The 12,404-nt window shown below is 62.0% G+C and carries 9 protein-coding genes and 1 other RNA gene; 5 read left to right on the plus strand and 5 right to left on the minus strand.

Going from position 1 to position 12,404, the window contains the following annotated elements; genetic code table 11:
- Window positions 1-2: 2 nt before the first annotated feature.
- From LQ788_RS14425 to LQ788_RS14435, 3 genes are all read left to right on the plus strand, one after another.
- Window positions 3-1,691, plus strand: a complete 1,689-nt coding sequence (locus LQ788_RS14425) for a thiamine pyrophosphate-binding protein (protein ID WP_231442097.1) — start codon at window positions 3-5, stop codon at window positions 1,689-1,691.
- A gap of 49 nt (window positions 1,692-1,740) precedes the next feature.
- Window positions 1,741-3,267 (plus strand): sodium:solute symporter, encoded by a 1,527-nt coding sequence (locus tag LQ788_RS14430; protein ID WP_231442098.1) that lies wholly within the window; start codon window positions 1,741-1,743, stop codon window positions 3,265-3,267.
- Between the two features lie 236 nt (window positions 3,268-3,503).
- Entirely contained in the window at window positions 3,504-5,156 is a 1,653-nt protein-coding gene (locus LQ788_RS14435; protein ID WP_231442100.1) for a thiamine pyrophosphate-binding protein, read from the plus strand.
- 78 nt (window positions 5,157-5,234) lie between these two features.
- Here LQ788_RS14435 and ssrA read toward each other — a convergent pair.
- The 5 genes from ssrA to ftsE all read right to left on the minus strand — a co-directional run bounded on the left by ssrA (window position 5,235) and on the right by ftsE (window position 9,255).
- Window positions 5,235-5,611, minus strand: a transfer-messenger RNA (tmRNA) gene (gene ssrA, locus LQ788_RS14440).
- 153 nt (window positions 5,612-5,764) lie between these two features.
- Window positions 5,765-6,235: an SsrA-binding protein SmpB gene (gene smpB / locus LQ788_RS14445; protein WP_009881955.1), complete on the minus strand. Its 471-nt coding sequence runs from the start codon at window positions 6,233-6,235 to the stop codon at window positions 5,765-5,767.
- Between the two features lie 188 nt (window positions 6,236-6,423).
- The gene (locus LQ788_RS14450) at window positions 6,424-7,653 is read right to left on the minus strand and encodes a M23 family metallopeptidase (protein ID WP_231442102.1); all 1,230 of its coding nucleotides are present in this window, start codon (window positions 7,651-7,653) and stop codon (window positions 6,424-6,426) included.
- Between the two features lies 1 nt (window position 7,654).
- On the minus strand, window positions 7,655-8,569 hold the full coding sequence (ftsX, locus tag LQ788_RS14455; RefSeq protein WP_009881953.1) for a permease-like cell division protein FtsX: 915 nt from the start codon (window positions 8,567-8,569) through the stop codon (window positions 7,655-7,657).
- Window positions 8,566-9,255, minus strand: coding sequence for a cell division ATP-binding protein FtsE (gene ftsE / locus LQ788_RS14460; protein WP_231442104.1), 690 nt, complete (start codon window positions 9,253-9,255; stop codon window positions 8,566-8,568). Before ftsE ends, ftsX begins: the two co-directional genes overlap by 4 nt.
- Window positions 9,256-9,507: 252 nt before the next feature.
- Between ftsE and LQ788_RS14465 the strand changes: the two genes are divergently transcribed.
- On the plus strand, window positions 9,508-10,647 hold the full coding sequence (locus LQ788_RS14465; RefSeq protein WP_231442106.1) for a LacI family DNA-binding transcriptional regulator: 1,140 nt from the start codon (window positions 9,508-9,510) through the stop codon (window positions 10,645-10,647).
- A gap of 341 nt (window positions 10,648-10,988) precedes the next feature.
- On the plus strand, window positions 10,989-12,377 hold the full coding sequence (locus tag LQ788_RS14470) for an MFS transporter (protein WP_231442108.1): 1,389 nt from the start codon (window positions 10,989-10,991) through the stop codon (window positions 12,375-12,377).
- Window positions 12,378-12,404: the final 27 nt, after the last annotated feature.

The following is a 12,404-nucleotide window of genomic DNA, read 5'->3' on the forward strand; positions in this document are numbered from 1 at the left end:
TCATGGCAGATGACACGAACAGCGCCGTGGCCGGCGAGGAGTTCCGCAACGGCGGTCGGGCCGTCATCGCGACCCTGGCCGCACACGACGTCGACACGATCTTCGGGATTCCCGGAACGCACAATCTCGAGTTCTACCGGCACCTGAGTGAATTCGGCATCCGCGCCATCACGCCCCGCCACGAGCAGGGTGCCGGCTATGGTGCCGACGGGTATTTCCTCGTCTCCGGCAAACCCGGGGTCGTCATCACCACCTCAGGTCCGGGACTGACGAATGTCATCACGGCCGCGGCGACCGCGTATGCGGAGTCACGACCGATGCTCATCCTCTCCCCCGGTGTTCCCACCGGCATGGAGCGCGCCGACGTCGGAATGCTCCACGAGACGAAGGACTCCTCGGGCGCACTGAACCGCCTGCTGGTCTCCTCCCAGCGCACGCGTACGGCCGAAGGCGCTGCCCAAGCCGTCGCCGAGGCGTTCGCCATGTTCTCCTCCTCGCGGCCTGGCCCCGTTCACATCGAGGTTCCCCTCGACGTGCTCGAGGGCGCCTGGAACGGCAGTGTGCCGACCCCGATTCCCGGCCGCCGTCCCGGCCTTGACTCGCGTGTCGTCTCCCGTGCCGCCGAGGCGGTGGCCAGTGCCACTCGCCCGCTCATCGTCGCCGGCGGTGGGGCCCGCCGGGCAAGTACCGAGGTCAAAACCTTCGCCGAGCTCCTCGACGCACCCGTGGCCACGACAGCCAACGGCAAGGGCATCATCTCTGAGACCCATCCGCTGTCGCTGGGCTCCAATGTTCGCTTCCCCAGCGTCCAGGCCGAGTCCGCGGCCGCCGACGTCCTCATCGTCCTCGGGTCCGAACTGGCCGACTCCGACCTGTGGGGCGGACTCATCGGCGCCCAGACTACTGTCGGCGTCCGCGACGAGAATTCCTCGCAGATCGTCATCCGCTGCGATATCGACCCCGACCAGCTGGGCAAGAACCTCGGCGGGGACATCCTCGCCTGTGCCGACACAGGCGAGTTCCTCACCGCGCTGATGGCCGAGCTCGATCACAATGAGGCCACAACCACCTCGGCGAGGGATGCCGCGTCGACCGGAAGCGGAAGCGACCGGGTCGCGGCGATCCGAGGCTCTTGGAACTCGGACTTCGACTTCGAGTCCATCGGTGCCCGCGTCACCCGCCTGGTCGAACAGGGCGCAGGACCTGCTGTCGTCGTCGCCGGGGACTCGTCCCAGGTCACCTACGACGGTTCCGTGCACGCTCTGACAGCCAGCACACCCGACCAGCTGCTCTACATGCCCGGTTTCGCCACCTTGGGCTACGGAATTCCGGCAGCCATCGGGGCGAAGCTGGCCGACAGCGCTCGGCCGGTTGCCTGCATCCTCGGAGACGGGGCGGCCATGTTCTCGATCCAGGAGCTGATGACAGCCAGCGAGCTGGGGTTGGGGATTCCCTTCGTCATCGTCGACAACGGCGGGTACGCCGAAATCGAAGCTCAGATGGTCGACCGGACGATCGAACCGTTCGCGGTCAAGCTCGCCCGTCCCGACTTCGCAGCCCTGGGCCAGTCCATGGGTGGGGCAGGGGTCACGATCGCTGAGTCCGACATCGACGAAATGTTGCCGCCGGCCGTCGCCGAGGCTCTGGAACGAAGTGTTCCCACCACCATTCACATCACCGTCGGGTGCTGAAGCACCCAATTAGCCGGCTGCTCACGCAACCAATCAAGAAAGGGTCGACGTGGACTCTCTAGTCGTCATCATCTACCTCGCCGCCATGGTGGGATTCGGAATCTGGGGCCGCTACAAGGCGAAGAACCAGGACGATTTCCTCGTCGCCGGCCGCCGCCTGGGCGGGTGGCTGTACACGGGCACGATGTCCGCGGTCGTCCTCGGCGGAGCCTCGACGATCGGAGGCGTCGGACTCGGCTACACCTCGGGACTGTCGGGGATGTGGCTGGTGTTCAGCATCGGCCTGGGCATCATCCTGCTCTCACTGTTCTTCGCCCCTAAGATTCAGAAGCTGGAGATCTACACGGTCTCGCAGATGCTGGAGCTGCGCTACGGGAAGGGCTCCCGCCTGGTCTCGGGCACAATCATGACCGCCTACGGGCTGATGATCTCCACGACGTCGACGGTCGCCTATGCGACGATCTTCCACGCGCTCTTCGACCTCAATAAGTTCTGGTCGGTGCTCATCGGCGGCGGCATCGTCATCCTCTACTCGATGCTCGGCGGAATGTGGTCGATCACGCTGACCGACTTCGTGCAGTTCTTCATCCAGACCATCGGCATCTTCCTCATCATGCTGCCGGTCGTGCTGAGCAAGTCCGGCGGCATCGGAGAGCTGTTCTCATCACTGCCGGCCGAGCAGACGAGCCCGGTGGGCATCGGCTGGCAGGCGATTCTGGGCTACATCCTCATCTACACTCTGGGGCTGCTCATCGGCCAAGACATCTGGCAGCGCGTGTTCACCGCACGCAGCCCGGGTGTGGCCAGGTGGGGCGGTCTGTCCGCTGGCGTCTACTGCCTCCTCTATGCCGTGGCCGGTGCGCTCATCGGTATGGCCGCAACGAAGATCGTTCCCGGCATCGAGGTCCAAGACGATGTGTTCGTCGCCGTCGTCGATGCTGCGATGTCGCCCCTGTTGGGCGGATTCGTTCTCGCCGCAGCGCTGGCAGCGATGATGTCGACGGCCTCCGGCTCACTCATGGCCGCCGCGACGGTCTGCCGCCAGGACATCGTCGAACCCCTGCTGGCTCGCAAGGACATCGTTCCGGTGACGAAGGATGCGGCCGGTTCGACACCTGATCGAGCGACCACTGCCGGTGAGGCATCTGCGGCTGCGGAGCACGGAGGTGCGAAGTCGACGCTGGTGAAGTCTCTGGTCCGTGAGACCGGTGATGAGATCCGCGATTCTCGCATCTACCTCATCGGCCTCGGCGTCGTCACCCTCATCCTCGCGATGATCATGCCCAGTGTCGTCGAGGCACTCACCGTCGCCTACAACCTGCTGGTGGCCGGACTCTTCATCCCCATCCTCGGCGGGCTGATCTTCAAGCGCGGCAACATCGTCGGCGTCATGGCAGGCATGATCCTGGGTTCGATCACCACTATCGTCATCATGATCACGATGGGCATCTACTCCAACGAGGCCATCTACCTGGGCCTCATCGCCTCGCTGCTCGGCTACGTCGTCGGTTCGCTGGTGTCGAAGCCGACGCCACCAGAGGTCATGGCCGCCTGGAAGGAACGTCTGAACCGCTAGTTGGCATCCGCACTGGCTGCCAGCGGGCCGGTCGTACGAGTCTGCACCGAGGAGGTGCCGGCTTGGACGACCGGCCCGCTTTCATCTATATTCGAATGGTCAGGCCGGTGACAACGTCGATTCCGGTTGCTGCCGAACAGCCGGCGCTCGAAAAAGGAGCGCGAAGCCGCGGAGACCGCGTGTGAGACATATATGGATCCTTCTCTTCCATATCTCTCATTCGCGAAAGGCCCCTCATGGCTCACACCTCTGCCCACGTCGCTCACACCCTGGCCCACCACATCGATGAGGTCTTCGGCCTCATGGGCAACGGCAACGCCTACTTCCTCGATGCACTGCTGACCTCCACCTCGGCGACCTACACTGCCGTTCGCCACGAAGCCGGCGCGGTCGTCGCCGCCGATGCGCACTTCCGCACCTCCGGAAGGATCGCTGCAGCCACCACAACCTACGGGGCTGGGTTCACGAACACACTCACCGCACTGGCCGAAGCCGCGCAGGCCAAGGTGCCACTCGTCCTCGTCGTCGGTGATGAGCCCACGTCCGGGCCTCGCCCGTGGGATGTCGACCAGATCGCCATGGCCTCGGCCGTGGGCGTGCGCACCTACACCGTGGGGCGCGTCGACGCTGCTGCCGCGACTGTCACGGCCATCGAGCACGCACTGACGTACCGTGTGCCCGTCGTCCTGGCGATCCCCTACGATGTCGCGACCCTCGACATCGGCGAGATTCCGTCTGTCCCGGGACCCGGTCGGCCCACTCCCCTGGCGCCATCGTCCGAATTCGCACAGACCTCACTCTCTCGCCTGGCCTCCACCCTCGCCGAGGCTAAACGACCAGTTCTGCTGGCCGGTCGAGGTGCATGGTTGGCGGGGGCAGAAGAGGAACTCGGCGCCCTGGCAGAGGCCACAGGGGCGTTGACTGCCACGACTGCGCTGGGCCGAAATATCTTCCCTGATGACGAGTTCGACCTGGGCGTGGCCGGAGGCTTCGGAGCCCCGGAGGCGATGGAGCGAATCCGTGAAGCCGATGTCGCCGTCGTCTTCGGGGCATCGCTCAACCAGTTCACGATGCGCTTCGGCGAACTGTTCCATCCGTCGACGACCGTCTGGCAGATCGACACCGACGATCGGGCAACGAATGCCCGAGTCGGCGGTTTCGTCCGCGGCGACGTGAGGCTTTCCGCGGGTGAGCTGGTTTCTCGGCTGGAAGCTGCCAGGGCTCGACCGAGCGGATGGCGCGAGACTGTGGACACAGCTTCCGACCGGGCCTATGAGATGGGGACGGAGTTTGCTGAGGACGGCCGCCTGGACCCGCGAGCTGCCGCTGCGAGACTCGGAGAACTGATGCCCGAGGACCGCGTCGTTGTCTCCGACGGCGGTCACTTCATCGCGTGGGCGAACATGTTCTGGGAACCCAGCGCACCCGACCGGCTGGCGATGGTCGGCACCGCATTCCAGTCGATCGGACTCGGCTGGCACAGTGTCGCAGGAGCAGCACGCGCCAATCAGGATTCGACGATCGTTCTCACCACCGGCGACGGTGGTGGCGCCATGGCGCTGTCTGACCTCGACACCGCCATCCGTTCAGCCGGAGGCCGCGGCATGGCCGTGGTGTTCAATGATGCCGCCTATGGTGCCGAGGTGAACCTGTACGGTCTCAAAGGGCTGGATAAGTCGCCGATGCTCATCGACGAGATCGACTTCGCCGCCTTGGGCAGCGCTGCCGGAGGACACGGTGTCGCCGTTCGCTCACTGGCCGACCTCGAGGTCGTCAACGAGTGGAAGGCGACTCCGGTCGACGAACGGAAGTTCCTGGTCCTCGACCTGCGGATCTCGGGTGCGGTCATCGCGCCCTACCAGGAGGAAGTCATTCGTGTGAACTCGTAGGGGTGCCTGGCCCGGTCGCGTTTTCCAACGCGAAGAAGCCCGGTGACTCAGTATTCTGAGTCACCGGGCTTCTTCTATATGTGGAGATGGCGGGAATCGAACCCGCGTCCGTCGGCAGATTGTCAGGACTTCTCCGGGCGCAGTTCGTGAAATAGTTTCTTAGGTTCTGGCCCTCACACGAACATGTGGACCAACAAACGGAGTTGAGTAAAAGTCCCTCAGATACCCTCAACAAATATCTGAAGCAGTGGCTCCCTAAGCGACGCCAGGACCTAGAGTGGAAGCAACTCTAGACTGACGGATTCGCAGCTCGGCCTAATCAGGCAGCGAGGGCGAAATCGGTGCGGTTATTAGACTTAGCACCTATTGTTTTGCAGAGGACATTAACGAGATGACTCTACATTCTCGGCCCGCTTCTCCCGTCGCAGTGTCCGACGTCGAAACCGATCATCCCCATATTCTTTTACCAAACCTGCCCAGCTCATTCACCTGCATAAACAGGGTCATGCGCTGACCAGAATAACCAGCATACTCGTAGAACACCAGTCGATCCAATTGCATTCCCACGAACGGAAATCCGGTTGGCCGACGGTGACAGCCGCGTCAGTTCAGAGGAACTGCTTGGACTTGATGGCGCGCTCAGCCTCACGCTTGTCCTGCGCCTCACGCAGCGCCTGGCGCTTGTCCCATTCGCGCTTGCCCTTGGCCAGAGCGATCTCGACCTTGACGCGCGATCCGTCGAAGTACAGTTCCAGTGGAATGAGTGTGCGTCCCGATTCCTTGACCTTCTGCGAAAGCCTCAGAATTTCGTCACGGTGCAGCAGCAGCTTCCGCCGGCGACGAGCGGTGTGGTTCGTCCACGTCCCCTGTGCGTATTCGGGAATGTAGACGCCCTCGAGCCACGCTTCGTTCTGGAAGATCAACGCGAAACCGTCTGTCAGTGACGCCCTGCCCTCTCGCAGCGACTTCACTTCGGTTCCGCTCAGCACGAGACCGGCCTCCCACGTATCTTCGATGAGATAGTCGTGGCGTGCCTTGCGGTTCCTCGCAATGACTTTCTTGCCAGTTTCCTTCGGCATGTCCGGCCTCCTTCCTGTGTCTCGGTTCAGTGTGTCCGACCCCGATTGTCAGCCTCAGAAGACTGTTCAATCGCGTGGACACGCAGACCAACTACTCTAGCTCAATGATATCGCGCACGAAAGGCCACAATCACATTCAACCGGGAGCCACCTCGGCGAGGTCAGGTCCCGAAGGACGATGACCATCGTCAGGAGATGTAGGGCATCGGGTCGACGTAGCCGCCGTTCTTCATGATCTCGAAGTGCAGGTGGCAGCCGGTGGAGGCACCAGTAGTGCCCGAATCAGAGATGACCTGCCCCTTCTTCACCTTCTGCCCATCATGGACCTTCAGGTCCGTGTTGTGGTTGTACGTCGAGGCGATCGAGTCGCCCTTGATCTTTCCGTGGGAGATCACGACGCGGTTGCCATACCCGCCGGTCCAACCGGAGATCACGACGATGCCATCGCCTGCGGCACGGATCGGGGTGCCGCAGGGAACGCCGAAGTCGGTGCCCGAGTGAAGCTTCTTGGCCCCGGTGATCGGGTGGATGCGGTACCCGAATGGTGAAGTGGTGGGATAGCCCTTAGCAGGGTTGGCCAGTTCGCCGTCGCCGTAGACGAACTTGCCCTTCTTCTCCTGCTCCTTCTCCCAGTCACGGACCTTCTTCGCCAGACGATCCTGCTCGTCCTGTTCCTTCTGCAGCTGTTCTTCGGTCTCAGCCTTGTTGTCGGAGATCGTCTTCTCCGCATCGTCCTTCGCCGAGATGATGTCATTGAGGCTGTCGGACTTCTTCTTCGCGTCGACCTGTGCGGCCTCCTTGGCCAGCACCGCCTCGGCGGCTTCATCCTTGAGGTCCGAGATCTCATCGGTGACACCGGAGAGGCGCTCTTCGTTGTTCTTGTTCACCGCTCGCTGCTCGGAGAGGTTGTCGATCGTGCGCTGCTGTGATCGCACTGCGGAGTCCACCCGCCCGATTCCGCCATCGGCGCTAGTGCCCTCGGCCATCTGCAGCAGCATCGCCAGGTCGGAGGTGATGCCCGAGTTCTGGTAGGCCTGACGCCCAATCCGTGCGGCCGAGGTCTTGTGCTTGTCGATCTCCTCCGCGCCGTCCTTGATCGAGGTCTTGAGATCCTTCTGGGCATTCTGCGCCGAGGTGAGGCGAGCGGCCATGGCATCATCGTTCTCGATGGCCTCGGCCAGAGCATCATCGGCCTTCTTCGACGCGGCTTCTGCGTCGGGCAGCTTCTCCTCGGCCGCATCGCGTTCGGCGATGACTCGAGCCAGTTCCTCGTCAAGTCCCTCGAACTCCTGCTGGAGCTCCTTGACCCGCTCATCGACCTTGCTCTTGTCATCGCGAGGGTTCGCCCCCGCCGAGGTGACGGGCATGATGATGGCCAGCACTGCTGCTGTGAGAACTAAACCGAGTCTGCGCTTCATCTCAGACCTTCGTGTACTTATTCAAGGTGATCAGGGACGATGCGCCGGCCATGATCACACCGATGGCGATGAGGATCGGTGCCACGATGAGGACGTTGACTCCCGAGATCAGGCTGAAGCCGGTCGCCTGGCCTTCCAACCACCCGCTGACGCCGAAGTGGACGAGGAGGCCCAGCGCGCCGGCGGACAAGGTGGCTCCGATCGCCGAGGCGATGACGCCTTCGAGCAGGAACGGGAGTTGGATGAAGGTGTTCGAGGCACCCACCAACCGCATGATTCCCGTCTCACGCCGCCTGGAGAACGCGGAGAGTCGGATGGTCGTGGCGATGAGCAGCATGGCGCACAGCAGCATGATCCCGGCGATCGCGACAGCGACGACGGTGGCGATGTTGAGGACGCCGAACAGCCGGTCAAGGAGCTGGTTCTGGTCAACGACTTCTTCGACGCCCTGGGTCGAGGAGAACGATTCCTTGATGATGTCGTACTTCTCGGCGTCCTTGAGTTTGACCCTGAAGGACTCGTTCATCTCGTCTTCGGGAACTGTGCCTTCGAGACTGGTGCCCTTGAACTGGTCTTGGAAGTGCTCGAATGCCTCGCCCTTGTCCTCGAAGTAGACCTCGTCGACATAGGGGGCAAGCTCAGAGCTTTCGAGCTGATCTTCGATGTTCTTCTTCTGCGTATCGGTGGCTTCGCCCTCGACGCAGTTGGTGGCCTCGGAGTCCGGTGGGCACAGGAAGACAGAGACCTGGACGCGGTCGTACCAGTAGTCCTTCATCTGACCGACCTGCATCTGCAGCAGGATCGCGGCGCCGACGAAGAGCAGGGACACAAAGGTCACGAGCACCACGGACAGGACCATGGAGACGTTCTTGCGCAACCCCGACCAGACCTCGGAGAGGATGAATCCGGCCCTCATGAGGCGACTCCGTACGTGCCCTCTTCGACATCGCGGACGATTGTTCCCTCGGAGAGTTCGATGACTCGTTTGCGCATCCGGTTGACGATCTCCCCGTCGTGAGTAGCCATGAGCACTGTGGTTCCGTTGCGGTTGATCTTCTCGAGCACCGACATGATGTCCGCACTGGTGGTCGGGTCGAGGTTGCCTGTGGGCTCATCGGCGAGCAGGATGCCTGGCTTGTTGACGACGGCGCGGGCGATGGCCACGCGCTGCTGTTCGCCACCGGAGAGTTCGTTGGGGTAGCGCTTCTCCTTGCCGGCCAGTCCCACAGTCTCGAGCACATCGGGGACCAGGGTCGACATGGCGGCCCGGGACTTGCCGATGACCTGGAGGGCGAAGGCGACGTTGGCGAAGACGGTCTTGTTCGGCAGCAGGCGGAAGTCCTGGAACACGGTGCCGATCCCCCGCCGCAGGTAGGGCACCTTCCAACTGGGCATCTTGACGACCGATTTTCCGGCGATGTGGATTCGTCCGTTACTGGGGACCTCTTCGCGCAGAATGAGGCGGATGACCGTGGACTTACCCGAGCCCGAAGCGCCGACGAGGAACACGAATTCTCCACGCTCGGCCTCGAACGAAATGTCGTCGAGTGCTCGGCGGGAGCGTGCGTCGTAGGACTTCGAAACTGAGTCGAATTTGATCAAGAGGTTCTTCAATCATGTCGCGGATGGCTCGGCCGCTTCCACTGTACGTAACAGCTCCGTCATGTTCGGGGAGGCTTAAGGGCGTGTGTTGCGCATTGGAGGAAGTTCACAGCCGCCGAGGCGGTGCCTCGATCGGGCACTGCGTCGATCGGGCGCTGGGTCGACCAGCCGTTCGACTACCCTTTGTTTTCCGCCTGCCTGAGTTGTGTGGAAATATGATGGCTTGAGGAACAGACACGGAGAAGTGGTTATATGACAGACGAGGCCGGGACTAAGCGAGGCAAGCCCCGCCCGAGTATCAAGGACGTCGCCGCCTTGGCTGGAGTGTCATGGCGGACCGTTTCCAACGTCATCCACGGACATCGATACCTGAGGCCGGAGACGAAGGCCAAAGTTGAGAATGCGATTGCCGAACTGGGCTACAAACCCCAGATGGCGGCCCGGCAGCTGCGCAGCGGACGCAGCAATCTCATCACTCTGGCCATCCCCTACATCGATCACCCCTACTTTGCCAGCTTGGCGCATGCCGTCGTCGAGGCAGCCAAGGCCTATGAATACACCGTGCTGATCGACGAGACTCGCGGCCTGCCGGAAAAGGAAGAGCAAGTCGCTCGCGGCTACCAAAGCAGCCAAGCCGACGGCATCATCTTCAGTCCCTTGACCTTGCCCGTCGACTCAATCCTGGCCGCCCGTGACAGCACACCGCTCGTGCTGCTCGGCGAGCATACCCTGGATCCCCGGATCGACCATGTCACGGCCGACAATGTCGAGTCGACACGTGAAGCGACAGCGCATCTCATTTCCCTTGGCCATCGCAGAATCGCGTTCCTCGGCTATCTCACCGAAGGCACGCTCGGCACCGGCGATCTCCGCCTCGAAGGCTACCGCCGCGCTCTTGCCGACGCAGACATCGACGAAGACCCAGCTCTCATCATCGGCGCCGCCCCGCAAGCGACTCCTGCCACTTCCTCCGGCATATCCGCTGGCGCAGAGGTCGGCAGAGAAGCCGGTGCAGAAGCAGGCGCAGAAAGCGACTACTCACGCGAAGAAGGCTACGCTCGCGCGCAGCAGATTCTGCTGCTGCGGCAGTCCGCTCGGATCGATGCGGTGGTGTGCGCGAACGATCTTCTGGCAATCGGGCTGCTCCGCGCGTTCAGGGAAGCCGACGTGAATGTTCCCGGCGACGTGGCCGTGACAGGCTGGGACAACACCCCCGAGGGCGGGTTCTCCGCCCCGACGTTGACGACGGTCGCGCCCGATATGAATGCCATCGCGCGGTTCGCCGTTGAGGCGGTGCATCAGCGCATCATGGGTTCGACAGATGCGCCCATCGGTCGTGTGGCACCTCATAGCCTGATGATTCGCGAGTCAACTGCAGGCAACGCCAACTAACAGTCACCTCTGGCCCCGGCTTCTGTCAGGTTCCGGGACCGCTCAGTTCCAGCCACTTTTCGTTTCTGTTTTTCACGACCGCAAGAACCCGCCTGCGAACAGCACTTCTGCCCGTCTCCGATGCATTTGCTTGTTTATTTCCACGTTGCAATACGCTCGCTGATCTGTTTAGATCTTTCTGAAGAGCACCTTCGCAGAGCGCACAGTCTCGTCGAATCTGCCCACAATCACATGCCTGAATTCACGACTGCGAATCACTTCGTGTCGAAGGCCAACGGCACACCCGCCGAATAGCGCGTCAAAGGTAAGAGCTTTGATGCCTGGAATGACCAAGGAAGCTCATGCCTTTGAACAACACCGCCAGCCCGATCAAACAGCGCGATCCCGAGAAGCCGGGCTTCGTTGAGAAGCTCGGCTATGGAATGGCCGGTGGCGCGAACAACGTCGTCTGGACCGGGATTTCAACCTTCCTCGTGTACTTCTACACCGACATCGTCGGCATCGCCGCGGGACTGATCGGCACAATTTTCCTCTTCTCCCGCCTCGTCGACGGAGCAAGCGATGTCGTGATGGGCGTCGTCCTCGACAAAACCCGGACTCGCTTCGGCAAGGCACGCCCCTGGCTCCTATGGATGGCACTGCCGTTTGCGGTGGTCGCCACAGCGCTCTTCGCAGTTCCCGATGCCAGCGCCACGGTTCAGATCGTCTACATCATCATCACGTACAACATCGCGCTACTCGTCTACACGGCGGTGGAGATTCCCCACGGCACGCTCGGTGCACTGATGACCTATGACCAACACCAACGATCGGTGCTCAACGTCGCGAAGATGGTCGGCGCCTATGTCGCCATCATCGCCATCACGAACATCACTCTGCCGATCGTCGACTTCTTCGGCGGCGGGCAGTCCGGGTGGATCTACGCTTTCATCCTCTTCGGACTCATTGCCGCAGCCACGTACTTCTTCACGTTCTGGTCCACGAAGGAAAGAACAGACCCGGTCGGCACCAAGCAGAATGCGGACAAGCCGACCGTCAAGGCCAGCCTGATCTCGCTGGTGCGCAACAAATACTGGTTCATCGCGACCCTGGTCCTGTTGCTCATGTACATCTACAACGCGATCACTGCCGGAGTCGCAATCTACTATTCCGAGTACGTACTCGGGTCCCCCGCACTGGTCGGTGTCGTAGCAACTGCACTCACTCTTGCCACACTCGGCGGCATGCTCATCGTCGTGCCGATCACTCGTCGATTCGGCAAACGCAATACGGCGATCGTCGGCTGTCTGATCGCCGTCGTGGGTTCGCTGATCATCTTCGCCGTTCCCGACAGCACCGCGTTCGTCGTCATCGGACAGATCGTCCGGGGGATCGGCAAGGCCGCCATCATGGGCGTCATCTTCGCCATGCTCGCCGACACCATGGAATACGGCGAATGGAAGACAGGCATCCGCATCGAAGGGCTCATCTACAGCGGAGCGAGCATGGGCATCAAGGTCGGTACCGGACTTGGAAGCGCCCTCATCGGATGGGGTCTTGCCGCCAGCGGATACGTCGGAGGTCAGGCAACACAGTCTGCCGAATCGGTGACGATGATCTCAAACCTCTTCATCTGGGTCCCGACTCTCGTCAGCGTCCTCATGGCTGTGCTCCTCTACTTCTTCAAGCTAGACAAGCAGTACCCGCAGATCCTCAAGGAGCTCCAGGAGATGAAGACTGCGAAGGACTGAACCACGGCCCGCAGCTGATCCACACAC

This window comes from Brevibacterium zhoupengii (genome assembly GCF_021117425.1).
GTDB lineage: Bacteria > Actinomycetota > Actinomycetes > Actinomycetales > Brevibacteriaceae > Brevibacterium > Brevibacterium zhoupengii.

Coding starts and splice junctions, on each gene's coding strand:
- LQ788_RS14425 (WP_231442097.1), top strand. CDS start 3: ATGGCAGATGACACGAACAGCGCCGTGGCCGGCGAGGAGTTCCGCAAC.
- LQ788_RS14435 (WP_231442100.1), top strand. CDS start 3,504: ATGGCTCACACCTCTGCCCACGTCGCTCACACCCTGGCCCACCACATC.
- smpB (WP_009881955.1), bottom strand. CDS start 6,235: ATGCCGAAGGAAACTGGCAAGAAAGTCATTGCGAGGAACCGCAAGGCA.
- LQ788_RS14450 (WP_231442102.1), bottom strand. CDS start 7,653: ATGAAGCGCAGACTCGGTTTAGTTCTCACAGCAGCAGTGCTGGCCATC.
- ftsX (WP_009881953.1), bottom strand. CDS start 8,569: ATGAGGGCCGGATTCATCCTCTCCGAGGTCTGGTCGGGGTTGCGCAAG.
- LQ788_RS14465 (WP_231442106.1), top strand. CDS start 9,508: ATGACAGACGAGGCCGGGACTAAGCGAGGCAAGCCCCGCCCGAGTATC.
- LQ788_RS14470 (WP_231442108.1), top strand. CDS start 10,989: ATGCCTTTGAACAACACCGCCAGCCCGATCAAACAGCGCGATCCCGAG.